The organism is Nostoc sp., from assembly GCF_036917155.1.
GTDB lineage: Bacteria > Cyanobacteriota > Cyanobacteriia > Cyanobacteriales > Nostocaceae > Nostoc.
The window spans coordinates 1-20085 of sequence record NZ_JBALDZ010000007.1; the positions used below are offsets into that span (position 1 = coordinate 1).

At 42.6% G+C, this 20085-nt stretch carries 15 protein-coding genes and 1 pseudogene; 12 read left to right on the top strand and 4 right to left on the bottom strand.

The genetic code is table 11. From position 1 onward, the window contains the following. Window positions 1-79 precede the first annotated feature (79 nt). Window positions 80-1018 carry an iron uptake porin gene (locus V7K67_RS00905; RefSeq protein ID WP_335164846.1) on the bottom strand — a complete coding sequence of 313 codons (939 nt, stop codon included), beginning with the start codon at window positions 1016-1018 and terminating at the stop codon, window positions 80-82. A gap of 978 nt (window positions 1019-1996) precedes the next feature. On the opposite strand from V7K67_RS00905, the gene V7K67_RS00910 reads away from it, so the two are divergent. From V7K67_RS00910 to V7K67_RS00955, 10 genes are all read left to right on the top strand, one after another. After that, window positions 1997-3616, top strand: coding sequence for an FAD-binding protein (locus tag V7K67_RS00910; RefSeq protein ID WP_334734013.1), 1620 nt, complete (start codon window positions 1997-1999; stop codon window positions 3614-3616). Beyond that, on the top strand, window positions 3613-3942 hold the full coding sequence (locus V7K67_RS00915) for a 4Fe-4S binding protein (RefSeq protein ID WP_334734014.1): 330 nt from the start codon (window positions 3613-3615) through the stop codon (window positions 3940-3942). The genes V7K67_RS00910 and V7K67_RS00915 overlap by 4 nt, the downstream gene beginning before the upstream one ends. 239 nt (window positions 3943-4181) lie before the next feature. Continuing rightward, window positions 4182-5237 carry an ABC transporter substrate-binding protein gene (locus V7K67_RS00920; RefSeq protein WP_334734015.1) on the top strand — a complete coding sequence of 352 codons (1056 nt, stop codon included), beginning with the start codon at window positions 4182-4184 and terminating at the stop codon, window positions 5235-5237. A 3-nt stretch (window positions 5238-5240) separates the two neighbouring features. After that, window positions 5241-5558 (top strand): hypothetical protein, encoded by a 318-nt coding sequence (locus V7K67_RS00925; RefSeq protein WP_334734016.1) that lies wholly within the window; start codon window positions 5241-5243, stop codon window positions 5556-5558. 31 nt (window positions 5559-5589) lie between these two features. Further along, entirely contained in the window at window positions 5590-7074 is a 1485-nt protein-coding gene (locus V7K67_RS00930) for an amidohydrolase family protein (RefSeq protein ID WP_334734017.1), read from the top strand. Window positions 7075-7276: 202 nt separating this feature from the next. Further along, entirely contained in the window at window positions 7277-8758 is a 1482-nt protein-coding gene (locus tag V7K67_RS00935) for an amidohydrolase family protein (RefSeq protein WP_335164850.1), read from the top strand. A gap of 252 nt (window positions 8759-9010) precedes the next feature. Next, window positions 9011-10192: an acyl-CoA dehydrogenase family protein gene (locus V7K67_RS00940; protein WP_335164852.1), complete on the top strand. Its 1182-nt coding sequence runs from the start codon at window positions 9011-9013 to the stop codon at window positions 10190-10192. A gap of 278 nt (window positions 10193-10470) precedes the next feature. Next, the gene (locus V7K67_RS00945; RefSeq protein ID WP_335164854.1) at window positions 10471-11292 is read left to right on the top strand and encodes a class I SAM-dependent methyltransferase; all 822 of its coding nucleotides are present in this window, start codon (window positions 10471-10473) and stop codon (window positions 11290-11292) included. Between the two features lie 813 nt (window positions 11293-12105). Continuing rightward, on the top strand, window positions 12106-13209 hold the full coding sequence (locus V7K67_RS00950; RefSeq protein WP_335164856.1) for an aliphatic sulfonate ABC transporter substrate-binding protein: 1104 nt from the start codon (window positions 12106-12108) through the stop codon (window positions 13207-13209). Window positions 13210-13246: 37 nt separating this feature from the next. Then, on the top strand, window positions 13247-14110 hold the full coding sequence (locus V7K67_RS00955; protein ID WP_335164858.1) for a TauD/TfdA dioxygenase family protein: 864 nt from the start codon (window positions 13247-13249) through the stop codon (window positions 14108-14110). A 165-nt stretch (window positions 14111-14275) separates the two neighbouring features. Here V7K67_RS00955 and V7K67_RS00960 read toward each other — a convergent pair. After that, a pseudogene (locus V7K67_RS00960) lies at window positions 14276-14479 on the bottom strand (zinc ribbon domain-containing protein); the annotation flags it as partial. Window positions 14480-15149: 670 nt separating this feature from the next. Here V7K67_RS00960 and V7K67_RS00965 point away from each other — a divergent pair. Next, window positions 15150-15434 carry a hypothetical protein gene (locus V7K67_RS00965; RefSeq protein WP_334733705.1) on the top strand — a complete coding sequence of 95 codons (285 nt, stop codon included), beginning with the start codon at window positions 15150-15152 and terminating at the stop codon, window positions 15432-15434. 191 nt (window positions 15435-15625) lie between these two features. Then, the gene (locus tag V7K67_RS00970; protein ID WP_334733706.1) at window positions 15626-17833 is read left to right on the top strand and encodes a CHASE2 domain-containing protein; all 2208 of its coding nucleotides are present in this window, start codon (window positions 15626-15628) and stop codon (window positions 17831-17833) included. A 338-nt stretch (window positions 17834-18171) separates the two neighbouring features. Here the strand turns inward: V7K67_RS00970 and patX are convergent, their stop codons facing one another. Together patX and V7K67_RS00975 are read right to left on the bottom strand one after the other, a co-directional pair. Beyond that, complete coding sequence (patX, locus tag V7K67_RS34260) at window positions 18172-18468, bottom strand: heterocyst-inhibiting protein PatX (protein WP_442943734.1); 297 nt, start codon at window positions 18466-18468, stop codon at window positions 18172-18174. A 319-nt stretch (window positions 18469-18787) separates the two neighbouring features. Next, window positions 18788-20085, bottom strand: a 1298-nt coding sequence (locus V7K67_RS00975; protein WP_335164861.1) for a GGDEF domain-containing response regulator, incomplete at its 5' end; no start/stop codon positions are given.

Consider the following 20085-nt stretch of genomic DNA (forward strand, 5'->3'; position numbering starts at 1 on the left):
CGATGGCGAGGCAACTTTACTATCACTAATTTTTTACCGATGGTAGGTGTAATATCAGCTTACCTGCTTTGTATACCAATTAGATAGCTAGGGGGCCTATCCAAACAGTAGTTTTAGCTCCAAGTGGGAAGCGATAGAACAATCTGTCAAGATAAACAGAACCGTCCGTATAAAAAGTATTCCTTTCAACATTAAACCGAGTCTGTGGAGTTCCTGTCAGGGGTGTTGTTCCTCCAGGAAAAACTGCGCCTGACAAAACTGGAACGTTAACTGCCGTTAAACTAGTGGTCAACTGGTCTTTACCAGTAAAGCTAGTTTGCAGGGCAAGTGTAGCACGGTAGCTAAAAAAGACGTTGGTGTTATCCCTATTACTATTGACACCGTTGCCAAAAGTATCACCGATAAAGAATTGTGCAAGACCTTGTAGTTTGGTAGTTGTAGAAAACTGAGTTGCTTCTAACTTAGCAATACGTGTTTCTAAGGCATCTACCTGTCCCCGCAATGTAGTAAGTTCGGCGGCAAACTGTTCTTGCAGTTTTTGCAGAGTAGCTAAGTCTTCTTTTCGTACTAAATCTCCGGTGCTAGTAGCAATCAGTTCGTTGAGGCGATCGAGGGCTGCATTCAAGCCTGCGGCAAATTCATAACGAGTCAATGCCCGATTACCTTTAAATGTGCCATCTGGATATCCTGCAATCACTCCGTAGCGTTCAACCAAAGACTGCAACGCTTGAAAGGCCCAATCTGTAGGTTGAACGTCAGAGAGTTGTGAAACAGATGTAACTTGCTCTGTGCGATCGCTATGAACACCTAAAACTGGCAATTTTACTGCGTTACCCAATGGTTCTGCATTCGATGAAGTCTTCTGAGTAATGCCGGTTGGGGTAATCTCTGGTATTGCTTGCTGTGTCGGCTGTGCTGTATTTTCTGCTTCAGATGCAGTTGTTGCTGAAGACAGGGCTACGAGTCCACCAAACAAAGCTGGAATCACTAGCAAATAATTCCACAAAACTTTAGACATGGGTTGTTTGTTCCTCACACAATATCAACTAAATTCCGCTGCTCAATCTTTTTTTGGTAGCTACAAGACCTTGTGGAAGAGCGAACATCCGTATATATAATTCAATACAGTTCAGATAAGACCAAAACACTTGTAGAGACGGCGATTTATCGCGTCTCGAAAACCCAAAATTTTTGCCAGTCGCCCTTAACTGAACCGTATTGATATATAATTGTTGGAATTTCTTCGGTTTCCAAGTAGGGGCGTACAGATCCCGCATTTCTCACAAGCTCCCCTGCTCCCTTCGCGGGTGAAGTAATGAGATGTGGTGAGAAATCCAGGAGATGTACGTCCCTACGACCGATTCATTTGTTGCAAAGATTTAGCGCTGGAACACTAAAAACCCAGTTGGGCGTAACCAACTAGAGAGACGCGATAAATCGCCGTCTCTACAAGAGATTTATCCATCAATTATTTATTGACAGACTAATAGCTAAGATTTCAGAATTTATAAAATTTAGACGCTAAACAGCTAATAAGCTGTTTAGCTACTTTCACTAAGCTCAAATTCTAAAAAACATTGGTAGGTAGATACTTGGAGCCGGAATAGGATTCCTAGCTCTTGTTTGGAAAAATTTATTAAACAACGGTAAGTCTATCGAAATTAAGTATTTTGCGTACTAATACTTGGATGTTGGCACAAAGGACTATAAAAAGCAAGCCCCTTGAGGGGGATAAAAAAATTTATTTTACATAACTTTATGTTTGAAGTTGTTTGTTAAAATACTTGCTTTTTCTCGAAAACTGTGAAAAGCTTTGTTATGTTAGAAACTACGGTTTATCGATCAAGATAAAGTATTTATGATGTTAATCTAGTGACAACTTGTCTTGAGAGGCAGTAATTTCAGGCTGCTAGCTAGATTTCTAAATATTTATTTTGCAGCATCGATGGGGTGAAGACCTGATGCTTAAGACTTTATCGATGGGGGGAAATGGCAAATGATCAAGACGTTAACAACCGATTTTGAACTCGACTTAGAAGCAGATGTGCTTGTGATTGGAGGTGGCCCATCTGGGACTTGGGCGGCATGGAGTGCTGCATCAAGTGGAGCTAGGGTGATCCTCGTTGATAAAGGATATTGTGGCACAACTGGATGCGCTGCTGCATCTGGGAATGGTGTGTGGTATGTGCCACCCAACCCAGAAGCACGGGAAACAGCGAAGGCGAGTCGGGAATCGCTGGGTGGGTTTTTAGCCGATCGCAATTGGATGGATCGGGTACTGGATCAGACTTATGTAAACGTCAATAAATTAGCAGAGTGGGGTTATCCCTTCCCTACCGACGATGAAGGCAAACCCTACCGGCGATCGCTGCAAGGGCCGGAATATATGCGGCTGATGCGGCGGCAGATTCAACGCGCTGGAGTCAAGATTTTAGACAACAGCCCCGCCTTAGAACTACTGGTAGATGATGATGGTGCTGTTGCTGGTGCAACAGGTGTGAACCGTCAGACAGGTGAGAAATGGATAGTGCGATCGCCAGCCACGATTATTGCGACAGGTGGCTGTGCATTTCTCAGTAAAGCGTTAGGATGCAACGTCCTGACAGGGGATGGTTATCTAATGGCGGCAGAAGCAGGAGCCGAGATGTCGGGTATGGAATTTTCCAACGCTTACGGCATCTCCCCCGCCTTTTCTTCAGTCACCAAAACCCTGTTTTATAATTGGGCAACTTTTACCTACGAAGACGGTAGTGTAATTCCGGGGGCAAGTTCTCATCGGCGGTCAGTAATCGCTGAAACCTTACTGCAACAGCCAGTCTACGCCATCATAGACAAAGCGGCAGAATCGATGCGGCCATCTATGCGTTTAGCGCAGCCGAACTTCTTTTTACCCTTTGACCGTGCAGGTATCGACCCATTTACCCAACGTTTCCCTGTGACTCTGCGTTTAGAGGGAACTGTGCGGGGAACGGGGGGAATTCGGATTGTTGATGAGAGTTGTGCCAGTTCTGTACGGGGACTCTATGCGGCTGGAGATGCAGCAACACGGGAACTAATTTGTGGCGGATTTACTGGCGGTGGTAGTCATAATGCGGCTTGGGCAATATCTTCTGGTTATTGGTCAGGGAAATCGGCTGCTGAATATACCCGTAGTTTAGGGGAAAATAAAACTCAACGGCTAGTTTTGGGAGTTGGAGAAGTAGTATTACATAGTGGGAGCGATCGCACCTTAGCGACTGATGAAATTATTCAGGCAGTCCAAGCTGAAGTATTCCCCTACGAAAAGAACTATTTCCGTACAGAACAAGGCTTAACCGAGTCTTTGGGTAGATTAAATCATCTTTGGCAAGAACTTCGCAGTAGCCAGGTAACATCAGAGAAAGAGCTTCCCAAGGCGCGAGAAGCTGCGGCGATGGTAGCTACGGCGCGGTGGATGTACAGCAGTGCCATTGAACGTAAAGAAACTCGTGGAATGCACAGACATTTAGACTATCCAGAACAAGATGCTAATCAGCAACATTACCTAATTAGTGGCGGATTAGATCAAGTCTGGGTGAAGAGTCAGCCTTTATATAGTGCAGAAAAGTCACAACCCAAAATAGGAGCAGCAGTGTGATTGAGTTGGTCAGCGAGTCGCGGTGCATAGAATGTAATATCTGCGTGAATATTTGTCCAACCAACGTGTTTGACAGAGTGCCAGATGCGCCGCCAACCATTGCCCGACAGAGTGACTGTCAAACCTGTTATATGTGCGAATTGTATTGTCCAGTTGATGCCCTTTATGTCGCACCAGAAAGTGATATAAAAACTTCAGTCAACGAAGCAGAACTAATAGAAATTGGGCTATTAGGTAGTTACCGTGAAAACGTTGGTTGGGGACATAAACGCACCTCAACAGCAAAAGCCGATGAAACATTCCAAATTTTGAAGCAGATGAAATAGTAACGCAATGTGCAACTTATCCTTAGAACCCTACTTCCATTCCTCTCCCCCACAGGGCTACGGTGTATACACAAATTAAATTACCCCCCTTAATCCCCCCGATGTATTTATTGGGGGGAAACAAGAAATCCAGTTCCCTCCCCTTTATAAGAGGAGGGTTAGGGTGGGGTAAAACAGGGTTGGGGGTTAGGTATGAGAGAAAGTTGCACACGGCGTATAATACAGCGGAGAAAAAAGTGATGCTGTCGTTTCCAATAGGAACAGGTTCTATTAGTAAAAATAAATTTACTGCCAAATTATCAACCTCAATAGCTTGTGTCCTGCTGCTACTAACTACAGGATGTAGCCAAGGGGAAACTAAATCTGCTCAATCTGTTGAGGCTATTAATACCAAAAATGCTAGCGCTGTTGCTGCATCTAATAGCGTTTCTACCCTGCGTATAGGTTATGTAGGTACTTCAGAACCTACAGGGCCACTTGGTTGGGCAAAGAAAAAAGGAATTTTAGATCGTGAGTTGCAACAAGCAGGATTCAAAAACATTACTTTTGCAAGATTTCCTAACGGGCCGGATCTAAATGAGGCGTTGGTCGCAGGACAATTAGATGTTGGCTCTTTAGGCGATACACCAGCCATAGTTTTGAGAGCGAGGGGTCAGCAAACACGACTGCTAAGGATCACTCAGTTTAATACAACCGCCTGGTTAGTAGCGAAAAATAATGGCCCACGATCGCTTGCTGAACTTAAGGGTCAAAAAATAGCTACCCAAAAAGGCTCTTATATGCATCGATACCTACTGGGACTATTAGCTGAAGGTAAAATTGCCAAGGATGTAAAAATTGTCCACTTAATGACTACTGAGGCAAAAGCAGCTTTAGAACGTGGTGATGTCGCAGCTTATGCAACCTCAAGCGAACTAGGGCCTTTTCTGAAATCACAAGGGTTTCCAGTGATTGATTCTTCGGCGAATCATCAGGGTTTGTCAGGGACATCATTAGTTGTAGCAACCGAAAGCTTTTTGGCGAAACAACCTGATTTCCCGCAGAAGTTTAATGGAATCCTGACAGAAGCAGCCAAGGATTTAAAAGCTAATTCTGAAGAATATTATCAGTACCACGCCCAAATTACTAAATATCCCCTCGATATCATCAAAGTATCGTTACCACTCAAACAGATATCAGAAGAACCATTACCAGCCGAAGGAGTGAAACTTTTAGAGGGGACGAAGAAATTTTTAGTTTCGCAGGGTTTAGCAAAGTCGGACTTTAAATTAACAGATTGGGCTGTTGAAAAATAGGGAGTGGGGAGTGGGGGAGATGAGGGAGATGAGGGAGATGGGGGAGATGAGGAGGCAGAAATTAGTAATTTTTCTGAGCAAGAAAAACAAATTTTTGTAATTAAGTCTTTCAAAGGTGCAACTTTCCGGCTCAAAGGTGCAACTTCCAGGTTCAAAGGCTCAACTTCTAGGCTCAAAGGCTCAACTTCCAGGCTCAAAGGTGCAACTTCCATGTTAAGTAAGAGGCTCAACTTCCAGGTTCAAAAGCTCAAATTCCATGTTCAAAGGCTCAACTTTCAGGTTCAAAAGCTTTTTGTTTCTCTACTGGCTCTTTCCTTTTGAGCAATCCATTTACAAATTTAGGTAAAATGCTATGACTATTGCACTAGACCGTCCACAGAAAACCAAGTCTGCTCAAATTCGGGAAAAACTGGGTTATCCGATCATCGATACTGATGTGCATACCCAAGAATTTCCCCCAGCATTCTTGGACTATTTAGAGCAAGTTGCTGGAACTGCGATCGCAGAACGTTTTCAAGAACACTTACCTGGTGCATCTCGCTCTAAATGGTTTAAGCAATCTTGGGATGAACGCCGCGCTAACCGCACCGCCCGCCCTCCTTTCTGGACTCGTCCCACTAACGATGCTTTAAATTTAGCTACCGTTAGTTTGCCAAAGTTACTCCACGAACGCTTACAGGAAGCTGGTACAGACTTTGCCGTTGTGTACCCCAATTTGGCAACGATGGCCCCGCACATCGGTAATGAAGAAATGCGGCGGGCTGTTTGTCGGGCGGCTAACACTTATCACGCTGATATTTTCCGCCCTTATAGCGATCGCTTAACACCCATTGCTTCCATCCCCATGCATACGCCCGAAGAGGCGATCGAAGAATTGGAATATGCGGTGAAAGTGCTGGGACTCAAAGCAATTCAAATCCCCGGACATATCCGTCGCCCGATTCCCGCCTTCGAGAAGTATGGCGAAGAAGTAGCCAACGAAGCCATCTGGATTGACACCTTTGGCTTGGATAGTAAATATGATTACGATCCCTTCTGGGCGAAGTGCGTAGAACTGAAAGTTGTACCCACCACCCACTCTTCCGGTATGGGTTGGATCAATCGGCGTTCCATTAGCAATTACCAATACAACCATATTGGTCACTTTGCATCGGCTGCGGAAGCACTATGTAAATCTCTGTTTTTTGGTGGTGTAACTCACCGCTTCCCCACACTCAAGTTTGCTTTCTTAGAAGGAGGTGCAGCTTGGGGTGCTAGTTTGTACACCGATTTGATTTGGCACTGGGATACCCGCAATAAAGACCATATGGTGGAAAATAATAATCCTGGCAATGTTAATTATGAAGAACTGCTAGAATTCTATACCCGCTATGGTGGTGAACTAGTACATGGTCGGTTGGATCAACTAGGTAGCGGTTTAGGTTTCCACGCTGACTTAGTTTCTCCCCTAGAACCAGGTGATTTGGATGAATTCGCCGTAGCAGGAGTTACCAAGCCAGAGGATATCCGCGATCGCTTCTTGAATCATTTCTACTTCGGTACAGAATCAGATGATACCCGTGTAGCTCAAGCTTTTAACCGGAAAGCTAATCCTTATGGCGATCGCGTTAAAGCATTTTTGGGTTCCGATTCTGGTCACTGGGATGTACCTGATATTACTGCGATCGCTGCTAATACCTATTCAATGGTAGAACGCAAGATTATCACCGAAGAAGATTTGCAATATTTCCTATCGATTCATCCCTTGGAGTTGTACACCAGCCTGAATCGTGACTTCTTCAAAGGTACGGCTGTTGAGAAAAGCGCAGATGAGTTTTTGGCTGGGAAAGGGAGTTAGGAGTTAGGAGTTAGGAGTTAGGAGTTAGGAGTTTGGAGTTTGGAGTTTGGAGTTTGGAGTTAGGAGTTTGGAGTTAGGAGTTTGGAGTTTGGAGTTTGGAGTTTGGAGTTTGGAGTTTGGAGTTTGGAGTTATAAATATTAAGTCTTCACAATGCCCAATGCCCAATGCCCATAAACATTTGAATAATTAGGGTAAAATATCATGACGATTGCTCTAGACCGTCCACAAAAAACCAGGTCTGCTCAAATTCGTGAAAAACTTGGTTATCCAATCATTGACACCGATGTACATACCCAGGAATTTGAACCAGCAGTCTTAGATTATTTAGAACAAGTTGGTGGAACTGCACTTGTAGAACGTTTCAAAGAGAATTTACCAGGATCTTCCCGTTTTAAGTGGTACAAGCAAAGTTGGGAAGAACGTTTTGCTTATCGTACCAATCGCCCTAACTGGTGGGGTCGTCCCACCAAAAATACTTTGAATTTGGCTACCATTAGCTTGCCCAAGTTGCTGCACGAACGCTTGCAAGAAGCAGGTACAGACTTTGCCGTGGTGTACCCCAACTTGGCAACGCTGGCCCCAAATATCGGCAACGAAGAAATGCGGCGGGCTGTTTGTCGGGCAGTTAACCAGTACCATGCTGACATTTTCCGCCCTTATAGCGATCGCTTAACACCCATCGCGGCAATTCCCCTACACACTCCCGAAGAAGGGATTGAAGAATTGGAATATGCGGTGAATGTTCTGGGACTCAAAGCAATTCAAATCCCCGGTTACGTCCGTCGTCCAATTCCTGCCTTTGAGAAGTATGGCAAAGAAGTGGCTAACGAAGTGGTTTGGATTGATAACTTTGGTTTAGATAGCGAGTATGATTACGATCCATTCTGGGCTAAGTGCGTAGAACTGAAAGTTGTACCCACAACTCACGCTTCTAGCCAAGGTTGGACAACTCAGCGTTCTGTCACCAACGCCCAGTACAATCACATTAATCACTTTGCCTTTGCAGCCGAAGCATTATGCAAATCGCTGTTCTTTGGTGGAGTTACTCGCCGCTTCCCACAATTAAAGTTTGCCTTCTTAGAAGGTGGTTCAGCTTGGGGTGCTAGTCTCTACGCTGATATTATTTGGCATTGGGAAACCCGCAACAAACAACATTTGTTGTCAAATAACAATCCTGCTATTATCGACAAGGAAGCACTTGTTGAGTTGTACACCCGCTACGGTGGCGAACTGGTAGATGGACGCTTAGATAAAATTGGTGACGGTTTAGGATTCCACCATCAATTATTGGCACCAGAAGATCCAGGCGAACTCGATGAATTTGAACTCGCAGGAATTGAGAAGCCAGAAGATGTGCGCGATCGCTTCTTGAATCATTTCTACTTCGGTACAGAATCAGACGATACCCGTGTATCTCAAGCCTTTAATCGTGCAGCTAATCCCTTTGGCGACAGAGTTAAAGCCTTCTTGGGTTCCGATTCCGGTCACTGGGATGTCCCTGATATCACCGCCGTTACTGCCAACGCCTACTCAATGGCAGAACACGAAATCATTACCGAAGAAGACCTCCGCTACTTCCTCTCAATCCATCCCTTGGAGTTGTACACCAGTCTCAATCAAGACTTCTTCAAGGGTACAGGTGTTGAGAAAGCCGCAAATGAATATTTAGCGGCTAAGAAATAACTGTCATTAGTCCTTTGTCATTAGTCATTTGCAAAGGACTAAGAACAATTACAACGTTCCATGTTCCATTTCCTCTGTTCACTTGTAGCGTGGGCCTTGCCCACTCTACATTTCTCCTAAATTCTGCATTAGGAAAGGATGTTTTGTCTCACATTCATAGAGCAACGAATTAAAAACTGTTTGTAGTAATTGTGTTTGCCTTAATTACGAATTACGAATTACGAATTACAAATTATAAAAGGTGATTTGATTATGGTGCTAGATATTACAAAACCAAAGGATTACATCGACCTAGCAACTTCTTTATCCAAGGAACTTGCTCAATCGGCAGTTGAACGGGATGCTAAAGCCGGAGTTCCAGAAGAGGAAATTAATAAACTACGTGAGAGTGGACTGCTATCACTGGTTGTACCCAAGCAATATGGTGGCATTGGTGCAACTTGGATTGATGCCTTAAAAATTGTCAGAAAGTTATCAAAAGCAGATGGTTCAATTGGTCAATTATATGGTAATCATCTCAATTTGACAGCTTTGGGTCACGTTTCCGGCACACCAGCCCAAAAGGAAAAATATTATAGAGAAACTGCTAAACATAACTTATTTTGGGCAAATGCCATTAATACAAAGGATACTAGACTGAAAATTAATCCAGAAGGTGAGAATTTTCGGGTTAATGGTATTAAAAGCTTTGGTACAGGTATTTCCGTTGCCGATTATCGGGTATTCTCCGCTTTAGAAGATGGCGTAGAATTGCCCTTCATATTCATAATTCCCAAAGACAGAGAAGGGTTAGTTTCTAATCACGATTGGGATAACATCGGGCAACGTCGTACTGATAGCGGTAGTTATACATTTAATAATGTCTTAGTAGAGAAAGATGAGATTTTGGGGCCACCAAATCCTCCTGATAGTGCCTTCTCAACTTTTCTTGGGATTATTGCCCAGCTAACAAAAACCAACGTTTATCTGGGAATTACTAAAGGAGCCTTCGCCGCCGCTCGTGAATATACTAAAACTACTACTCAACCGTGGATCACATCAGGAGTAGATAGCGCTACTCAAGACCCCTATATTCTGCATCATTACGGAGATTTTTGGCTTGAAATTCAAGCTGCGATCGCACTAGCTGACCAAGCCGCCGAGAAGGTGCAAGCAGCTTGGGACAAGGATGCAGAACTCACTCATCAAGAGAGGGGAGAAGTTGCGATCGCAGTTTCCGCAGCCAAGGCATTAGCGACCCGTGTAGGTATAGATATTACCAACCGCATCTTTGAAGTTACGGGAACTCGCGCCACAGCAACCAAATATGGATTTGATCGTTACTGGCGAGATTTGCGAACCTTTACCCTCCACGATCCTGTAGATTACAAATTGCGTGCGATCGGCGATTGGGTACTCAACGATCAGCTACCCGTCATCACCCAATATTCTTAGGCTATTGGGCATTGGGCATTGGTTATTTCCTCCCTATTTTCCCATTCACGTGCTAAGTAAGTCGGTGGAAACAAACCAAATTATATTACGAAACGTGAATAGGCTTAAAACCCTTATCAATGACAAATGACAAATGACAGCCCCCACCAGTTAACTTTAATTGCACCGACTTACTGAGGCGTTTTAGGTGTCTACTCGCTGTCTTGTAAGGTGGACTTTCTTAATCTCCACCTTACTTACCTAAATCCAAAATCTAAAATCCAAAATCCAAAATTGATATGACTCAACTAAAAACACTTCCTACCTACGACCCAAGTTTATTTGAGGGAGCCGCAGAGGGCTACGCTCAATATAGAACCAAATACCCACCGGTTGTATTCGATAAACTAACCGAAATATTTAATCTCAATGGTCAAGGACGACTCCTTGATTTAGGTACTGGCCCAGGATTAATTTCAATTCCCCTACGAACCAAATTTGAAGAAGTTGTGGCGATCGATCCCGATCCCGACATGATTGCAGAAGCTAAACGACAAGCAGCAGCAGTCGGAGCAGATAATATTACTTGGTTAGAACAAGGAGCAGAGTTAATCGACTCTAGTTTAGGGAAATTTAAGTTAACCACAATTGGTAGAGCCTTCCACTGGATGGAACGCGAACTAGTGCTTGAGCGCCTTTATGAATTGCTAACTGATGATGGTGCATTAGCACTGCTTCAGACTGGTGATAACCCTTGGGAAAGCAATCTACCTTGGAAACAAGCTGCTGTTGGAGTAGTGAAAAAATGGTTAGGTGATGAGCGACGGACTGGACAACGAGGACAAGGTATTCGTAAGCCAGTCGATCCTCCCCATGAAGTTGTAATTGGCAATTCGGCTTTTGCTCGTCAAGAAACCTATGAAGTGCCATTTGAAAAATCTTGGACTGTCGATAGCTATCTTGGCTACTTATACACTACAGCCTTCTCACTCAAAATTTTCTATGGCGATAACGCTCCAGAATTTGAAAAGGATCTTAGAGAAGCGCTACTAGCAGTTGAGCCGTCTGGACATTTTACAGAAGAACTCGAAGCTACAATTCTAGTCGCTTGGAAGCACTAGCAAAATTGAACACGAATAAAACAGAGTTTCATTCACAAATTTCCATCTTCCACTAGCACCACTCTGGAGTGGGTCTTTCTCACTCCACTTTCTAAGTTTTTCCTCTTAACTCTTAAATTCTCAGTTCCTCGAGTCGTTATAGAGTGGGTCATACCCACTCTCTTTTCTAACTTCAGACATAAAAAAATCATATTCATTCTGAATTCTGACTCCTGACTACTGAATTCTGTTCGATAAAATTCAGTCCAACAAAAATAAAAACTAAAAATATCCACTTACCTCAAGAAATTACATTGAATCATGTTCAGAAGCTACAGAAAGTCATGGTTGCCTGCGAAGACCTGGCGAATAGAATTCGCGGCTACACTGGCATTGTCCGCCTCCGCGGACTAAAAGTCAAATTAAGGATTTGAAACCCACGGAGGTGGGTTTTGTTTGTATAGACGCGGTTTCTAACCGCCCATTTTCCGTTAAGTTGACACCAATGAGCAATGCTGTGCCCCTACCGCGTGGTCTATTTACCTGAAAATAGCTGTAAAAGAGAAGTCATAATTCTTGGAGGCTGTACAGCACTTTTTATGATCAACAGTGCTGTACTGCTTTTAATAGCTTGACATAATTTTTATGGCAATGATCCTAATAGCTTGACATGAATAAATATCGTGATTTATTGATAGATATTTTTAATTATAGAAAAAATATTTAATTAGTCTAATTTTCAATTATATTAATAATCAAGAGTTTTTTTGGTTATTTAGATCGCAATTAATCATAATCGTTCTGACCACGGATAAGGAATAAATAAAACAACCCATGCCAGCTTTAAAAGGAAAGTTTGAATTCAGGAAAAGTCAGAGAACAACACGTCGTTCCTTGTTGTTTGTTTTAGGCTACTGCTTAATGCTATCGACAGTCTTATCGAGTTGTGGTGAAGCCAAAAATAACACTCAGCAGTCAGCAGCTTCCCCTGAATCTGTAGCTTCATCCACTACAGAGAAGTCAACAGAGAAGCAAGTAGTGCGAATTGTACGTTCAAAACAACTTTCCGCTTTAGCAGTTCTAGAAAAACAGGGTTCCTTGGAAAAGCGATTAGAGCCTCTGGGTTTTAAAGTACAGTGGCCTGAATTTGCCGCTGGGCCACAACAGCTAGAAGCTCTGAATGCCAATGGACTAGATATCGCATCTACAGCCGAATCGCCTCCTGTATTTTCGCAAGCAGCAGGAGCGGCTCTTGTTTATCTATCTACTACACGCCCCAGTGGTAAAGCTATTTCACTTTTAGTTCCGGTGAACTCTCCGATTAAAAGTGTTGCTGATTTGAAAGGTAAAAAAGTAGCTTTCCAAAAAGCCTCCATTGGTCACTACTTATTAGTTAAAGCATTAGAAGATGCCGGACTAAAACTGAGCGATGTCCAATCAGTTTTTCTCACACCGCCAGATGCAAATGCGGCATTTAGTCAGAGTAAGGTGGATGCTTGGTATATTTGGGAGCCATTCGTTACCAGAAATGTAGAAAAGAAAATAGCTCGTGTTTTAGCAGATGGTGGTAAGTTGCGGGATACTGGCAACTTTTACTCAACCTCACGCCAATTTTATCAGGCTCATCCTGACGTGATTAAAGTGTTTCTAGAGGAGCTACAAAAGACAGAAATCTGGACTAAGGATCATCCCAAAGAAGTTGCACAATTACTCGCTCCTGTAACTCAGCTAGACCCACCGACTCTAGAAATAATGCATGATAAATATGACTATGGGTTGCTACCAATTACTGATAAAACTATTACCAAGCAACAGGAAGTTGCAGACAAGTGGTACAGCTTAGGACTTATCCCCAAGAAGGTGAATGTTAAGGAAGGGTTTCTGACACCTGAAGAGTACGCCAAAATTACTCCTTCAGATGTGTTAGCGACTAAGTAGTTATCCTCAAGAAGAAACTAAAACACAGGAGAATATTATGTCTACTTCGACTTTGACAGAAGTTAAAATTAGGTCTATTGATGCCCCTTTGGGAGCTATCGTTACCGATCTGGATGCTAGTCAAGCGATCGCACCTGAAGTTATCTTACAACTTAAGGAAACTCTGCGCGATCGCCACATCTTAATCTTCAAAGACCAAAAGCTCTCCGACCAACAACTTTTGAACTTTTCTCTATACTTTGGCGCACTCTTTGTACCATCTGATGAAACTCCAGTATTGGCTTCTAAACCAGGAGAAACTCCGGTAGTGATTCCGATTTCCAACGTCGATGGTGGCTATACCGGTACTGGAGAATTAACTTTCCATTCTGACCACAAATGGACTCCTACCCCATCTAGTGGTTCACTTCTTTATGCTTTAGAAATACCAACTCATGGTGGAGATACTTATTGGTTAAACACCAATTTGGCCTATGAAGCATTAGATGAAGCTACCAAAAAACGGATTGCAGATTTGCAGTTAATTACCTACAACCCATTTTTGCGAGACCGGAATGCACCCCGCTCTTTGTATCGTTTAGATAAGAATATTCCTTTAATCAGTCCGATCTTTCCACATCCTTTAGTTAGGACACATCCAGACAGTGGTAAAAAACATCTTTATTTAGATGCTGCTACAGAAGTGGAAATTGTTGGGTTAGAGCCGGAAGAAGGATCTAAACTAATTGAACAGTTAAGGCAACATCTCAATCAACCCAAGTTCTACTACCAACACAAATGGTCAGTAGGTGATATTGTCTACTGGGATAATCAAGCTACCTTGCATTACCGTCAAGCATTTGATCCGAATGAGCGACGAGTATTGAAGCGGGTTAGCCTTGCAGGTAGTCGTCCCTTTTAGGCTTTATACCTCAAAAAATTAAGCTAATGCGCCTTTAAATTCTGCATTTTCTTAGGGTAATCAAGAGTCATTAAACGCTGATTATTCATGCGCTTTTTCGATAAGAATACCCAACTGAATTCTGATGAATGATGCAATATAGCAGATGCTTTGACACTCCCCGCGCTAAAGCGACGGGGATTCTACATTCATCGACTCGCCGTTAGACAACAGGCTTGCGCCAATCGCCCAAGAGGGCAAATCTCCTGTAGCGTAAATTCCCGTATGCCCTACGGTACTCAGTCCTAGTCTTAAAATGTTGATGCTAGCATTTAAATCTCTATCCGCGACGTAGCCACAATGGGGGCAAACATGGGTTCTCGTAGACATCCTGTTTTGGCGGATCGCCCTGCGCTAAGGCGCACGCTACGCGAACAGACTAGAAGTCTATCATCTATTGCACGATATTGCCTGTCTTTCCCTTTGACTTTGAACTCGTAAATTATCATCGGTTCGACCTAACCAACTACATATTTATGCTATCATGCTTGGCATAAACTAACAATCAAGGCAAAACAAAACTTCACGGAGTCCTAAAGGACTCAGCCAGCCTTCTCCCAAGGGGAGACGCCAAGGGCGAACATCACGCAGCCTGAAGTACGGAATACGGCGCTATGCGCCTGTTCCTCAAGGGTTTTCGGCATATTCCTTATAACTCTGACTGCACCTATCTAGGTTTATAGAGGGTTTAAAAGGGAACAGGGAACGGGCAACAGGCAACAGGGAAATCCCCATAATTAAAATCAGGGGATTTGTACAAGGACACATTGAAACATCGTGGCTGACGCCATCTCGTTTCAAATATTTTTATCTCTTTTCATAAATAAATTTAGGGGCTTTAAACCCTGTATTCGGGGCTAATTTTTTTTCTGTTCCCTGTTAAGAGTTCCCTGTTCCCGCCCCGAAGGGGCTTGGTAAGTTGTTGATTATGTACTACATCAATTATTATGCAAGCTATTTAAGCTAGTAATAGAGTTGTTTCAATCCAGGGAATGAGAATATGAGGGTTTGGCTTGCCTGCTTTTTGGTGCTATTTGCCTTGGCGGAACTGTTTGACTGGTTGCAAAAATTTAATCTGCCATTACCTATCTATATTTTGGGTGGCGCTTTTTTAGCTGTTGCTTCTAACTATGATAAAATCATAGGCTCCTATTTTGCTGATTCAAGCATTGAAGCATCACTCGAACAACCTCAGTTAGATTCACTAACCTCATCTACTAATCCGATTTCTTTTCCAATTGCTAGTTCTGTTGAAGATGCTCAAATATCTCAAACAGATGATTAGCGCTTGTTTTATTTTATAGTTGACGCTACGCGTAAGCTTGCTTTAAAAGTAGGAATACGCCAAAGTTTCTAACCAGCGAGTAAATTGCTACATTAATAGAAAGCTTAGGTTAACTAGCTTTTAACCTAGATTCCGAAAATTAACTTCTGCGCCTGCAACATCTACCCAATTCAGGGTACCGCCCCAACGCCGTGATTAGTGGACTATTAAAAAAACTCCGTGTCCCCCTTGTCAAAGTTCAGGATTCTCGTGAAACTTCCAAGAGCAAAAGCTGGTTGCAAATTATTTTTGTTACCAGTGTAGGAGTTACCGCCTTGATCTGGGGAGTTCGGCAACTCAAATGGTTACAGCCTTGGGAGTTGAGAGTTTATGACCAGATATTGCGATCGCGTCCAGCAGAAGCACCCGATCGGCGGATTTTGCTAGTAAAAATCACTGATGAGGATCTCAAACGAGAGAAATGGACTCTATCACATCGGACAATCAATCAGCTGTTAAAGAAAATAGAGTCTTATCAACCGCGAATTGTTGGTTTATATATTTTCCAACCAGAAGACAATAATTTGGCGGCTAATTTCCCAAATCAAGATAACATCATCAGCACTTGCTTGTTCAGCAGCTTGGGTAGAGATGAAATTCCACCACCACCGAATGTCGCTATAGATAATGTTGGTTTTAGCGATGTGGTTGCTGATAATGAAAATGACCAAATTATCCGTCGCACTTTGTTATTTGCTAACTCTACAGACAAGAAATGTACAACATCATTTGCATTTGGGGCGCTAATAGCAATTAATTACCTGGAAAAACAAGGTATTGAATACCAGTTCACTAATAAAGGAGAATTTCAGTTAGGTAAAACTCTCTTCCCGCGTCTACAACCTAATTCTGGTGGCTACCAACATTTGGATGCAGATGGCTATCAAATATTATTAAATTACCGTCACCCCAACAGCCTCGCCGACCAAGTAACCCTTAGAGATGTTCTTAGTGGTCGAGTAAATCCCAGCTTAATTAAAGACCGTCTTGTAATTATTGGCACTACAGCAGCTAATATGCCTCCAGGTGGCTTTTATACACCCTACAGCGCTTTACCAGACCAACCAGCCAGAATGCCTGCTCTGTTTATTCATGCACAAATAGCAAGTCAACTCATCAGTACAGTGTTGGATGGGCGATCGCTAATTTGGTATTGGCCAAACTGGGCGGAACTTCTTTGGGTATGGGGTTGGTCGCTTTTAGGTAGTTTTTTAGCATGGCGGTGGCAAAATCCGCTGCTGTTGCTAGTGGTGGGAACGATAACTCTATTTGGCTTAGTATTAATCTGTGTTGCTTTGTTTTTGCAAGCCGGATGGGTGCCGTTAATTCCTTCTGCTCTTGCCTTCGTAATTAGTAGTATCTGTGTGATTGCTTATACTAGCTACCAAAATCAGCGGCAAACTCAGATAATTATTCTGCAAGTTGAAAAACAACAAGAAGCGATCGCCCAATTAAATGTCCTCTTAGAAGACAAAACGGCAGTTCCCGACTCGTCTATTGACTTCCCTCCCCCAATTGATTTACCAGAAATAAAATCAGGTGATTTGCTGTTGAGTGGACGCTATAAAATCTCTCAAACTCTTGGTGCTGGTGGATTTGGTCGCACTTATTTAGCACAGGATACTCAACGACCAGGTAATCCTACTTGTGTCGTTAAAAAGTTAATGCCAGCCCGCCAAGATACACGATTTTTGCAAATTGCTCGCAGGTTGTTTAATAGTGAAGCTGAAATTTTAGAATCTTTGGGTAAACATCATCAAATTCCCGAACTACTTGCTTATTTTGAAGACAACCAAGAATTTTATTTAATTCAACAATATATTGAGGGACATACCCTAAGTGAAGAATTACCACCTGTGCAGAATATGCAAAACGAATCATTTGTGATGCAGATGCTCAAAGAAGTTTTAGAAGTTCTAGAATTTGTTCATCAGCATCGAGTGATTCATCGTGATATCAAACCGACTAATATTATTAGATGCGCTGAAGATAATCGGCTGGTATTGATTGACTTTGGTGCTGTAAAATTGATGCAACCATCAAGTAGTGAGCAAACAGAATTAGCCACAGTAGCCATCGGGACGCGGGGTTATGCACCTCCAGAACAATTTGCTGGTCATCCCCGCTTGTGCAGTGACATTTATGCTTTAGGAATGATTGCTATTCAAGCCATAACTGGGATACCACCGCAAGAACTTCATCCAGATCCAGAAACGGGGAATGTGATGTGGCGGCAAACGGTGCAAGTGAGTGAAGAATTAGGGGCAATTTTAGATAAGATGGTTTGCTATCATTTTAGCGATCGCTATCAATCAGCCACCGCAGTTTTACAAGATTTGAAACGTTTTCCAACTAAGTGAACTGGTGACCGAACAAGGCAAAAGTAAAAAGTAAAAAGGCACTCATAAAGAAAAAGGAAAATGGTCACAAGCCCCTAAATTTATTTATGGAATGAAATAAAAACATTTATAACGATAGCGCAGCGTTAGCGAGTCATCGAGCGTCGTGGCACAGCGCGAGAAGAAAACTCTTCCTAGTCCCCAGTATTGAGTCCCGGAGCGCCATTCCTAAGCAATACTGCGTAGGTTTTGGAATTTCTTGGTTGAGGCAAGCTATTCTTGAGCAGGGGGAGAAATGGAGGCAGGGGAGGAGTTTTGCCTCCCCTGCCTCCCCTGCTTATCCGAGCAGTATTGCATTCCTAAGAGACTTGCTGCGCCGAAGTCGAGGAATCCTGGCGCGACCCGTTGAAAGGTTCAATTAAATCTCTACGTCCACCGCCTCTATAAGGTACAGGGTTACTGGAAGTGTTAGATTTGGTAGTTTCTGAAAATAACTGTTGTGTTTTATAAGTAGGATATAGGGTCTGGGATAATTTATCTATTTGTATTTTATAATTAAGATTTAGCAAAGTAAATAGTAAAGTCCAGACTAATAAATAGGATGTACAAGGCATAGTTAATAGCTCTATTTTATCTCTATTAACTAATACTTGCATTTTCAAATGTATCCGGAAAATATATCTAAATATAACGGTAAAAATGTCTGATTTTTGGGTTTAATATCTCAAGTTAACCTTTGATTGGATACGACTATTATATAAATTTTTGACAAAAGGACTAATGAAAAAAGTCATGAATCTGATCATGACTTTAGGCACAAATAAATTATCGGTTCAGCCAGTAACTAGGGATTGATGAACTATGCACATAATACAGATTGTGTGAAGAATTAATTAAGTGAGAGGCAATAAGTTGACATATCTATGAGTACTGGGTAAATACCCAGAAAAAATTAAGTCGTCTGTAAAAAATATCTCAATTAGTACAATAGCGATCGCGTCCTTCTTGTTTGGCATTGTACATAGCCCTATCGGCTAAAGCGATGAGTATATCTGGCTTGATGTCCCTAGTGGGGATCAGAGAAGTAATACCTAAACTGAGTGTGACTATATTCTTGACATCAGACTTTGCATGGGGAATAGCTTGAGTGTGAATTACTTGCTGAATACTTTGTGCTACTTTGATTGCTCCTGCTAAGTCAGTATTGGGGAGGAGTACCGAAAATTCTTCTCCGCCGTAACGCGCCACAAGATCAGCAGGACGATGAACTGTCTGTTGTGTTGTTTGCGCTATCCTGATTAGACAATCATCGCCTGCAAGATGACCATAGTAATCGTTGTAAAGTTTGAATTTATCAACGTCGAATAAAATCAGTGACAGGGGTTGTTGTTCTCGTGCAAGGCGTTTCCATTCTGCTTGCAGTCGTTCATTAAAGCAGCGACGGTTAGCCACCTGAGTCAAACAATCTACATTTACCAGTTGTTCTAGTTTCTGATTTGCATCTTTGAGAGCCAGTTCAATTTGTTTACGTCCTGTAATGTCGCGTATGGTAATAGCAAACCCATCACTTAGCTTTACTGCCACAAAATGATACCAGCAAGAATTACCTAATGGATAGTAAAAATCCCGTTTTAAAGGTTCACCTGTTTCGACAAGATTAACGAAGTGATTAAAGAGTTCTGGTTTCAAACTGGTTAGGAACTTTTTGAGTATCGATTTGCCGATCATCTCTTCACGGTTACTGCCGAACGCTCTGGCAATGACTGGGTTGATAACTAAGCAACGGAAATCTTCAATATCCCCGGTTGCGGGGTTGCGAACAGCTTGCATAGCAGCAATACCATCGAGTGAACTATTCAAAATGCTGGCCAGCATTGCCCTCGACTGATGCAGTATTTCTTCGGTTTCCCTACGCTTAATATTTTCTTGTTCTAAAAGCCGTTGCTGGCGTTGAATGGTTAATTGATTTTCTATCCGCGCTACAACTTCTTCCATTTGAAAGGGTTTGGTGATGTAGTCTATTGCCCCTAGCTCAAAGGCGGTGACTTTATCGAACACATCATCTAAAGCACTAACAAAAATGATGGGAATAGTGCGTAAATCCTCATCCGCTTTGAGAGTTTTACAAACTTGATAGCCATCCATTTCTGGCATCTTGATATCTAAAAGGATGATATCTGGTAATCGTTCATGGGGGTAAATTATTGCTGAAATCGGGCAAAATCTAATGTGTGAAGAAGTTACAGCAATTAAACACACAAGCAGATCCATCT

Excerpts from the sequence above, each read along its gene's own strand:
- V7K67_RS00905 (WP_335164846.1), bottom strand. The coding sequence starts at position 1,018 with ATGTCTAAAGTTTTGTGGAATTATTTGCTAGTGATTCCAGCTTTGTTT.
- V7K67_RS00910 (WP_334734013.1), top strand. The coding sequence starts at position 1,997 with ATGATCAAGACGTTAACAACCGATTTTGAACTCGACTTAGAAGCAGAT.
- V7K67_RS00920 (WP_334734015.1), top strand. The coding sequence starts at position 4,182 with ATGCTGTCGTTTCCAATAGGAACAGGTTCTATTAGTAAAAATAAATTT.
- V7K67_RS00930 (WP_334734017.1), top strand. The coding sequence starts at position 5,590 with ATGACTATTGCACTAGACCGTCCACAGAAAACCAAGTCTGCTCAAATT.
- V7K67_RS00935 (WP_335164850.1), top strand. The coding sequence starts at position 7,277 with ATGACGATTGCTCTAGACCGTCCACAAAAAACCAGGTCTGCTCAAATT.
- V7K67_RS00940 (WP_335164852.1), top strand. The coding sequence starts at position 9,011 with ATGGTGCTAGATATTACAAAACCAAAGGATTACATCGACCTAGCAACT.
- V7K67_RS00945 (WP_335164854.1), top strand. The coding sequence starts at position 10,471 with ATGACTCAACTAAAAACACTTCCTACCTACGACCCAAGTTTATTTGAG.
- V7K67_RS00950 (WP_335164856.1), top strand. The coding sequence starts at position 12,106 with ATGCCAGCTTTAAAAGGAAAGTTTGAATTCAGGAAAAGTCAGAGAACA.
- V7K67_RS00955 (WP_335164858.1), top strand. The coding sequence starts at position 13,247 with ATGTCTACTTCGACTTTGACAGAAGTTAAAATTAGGTCTATTGATGCC.
- V7K67_RS00965 (WP_334733705.1), top strand. The coding sequence starts at position 15,150 with ATGAGGGTTTGGCTTGCCTGCTTTTTGGTGCTATTTGCCTTGGCGGAA.
- patX (WP_442943734.1), bottom strand. The coding sequence starts at position 18,468 with ATGCAAGTATTAGTTAATAGAGATAAAATAGAGCTATTAACTATGCCT.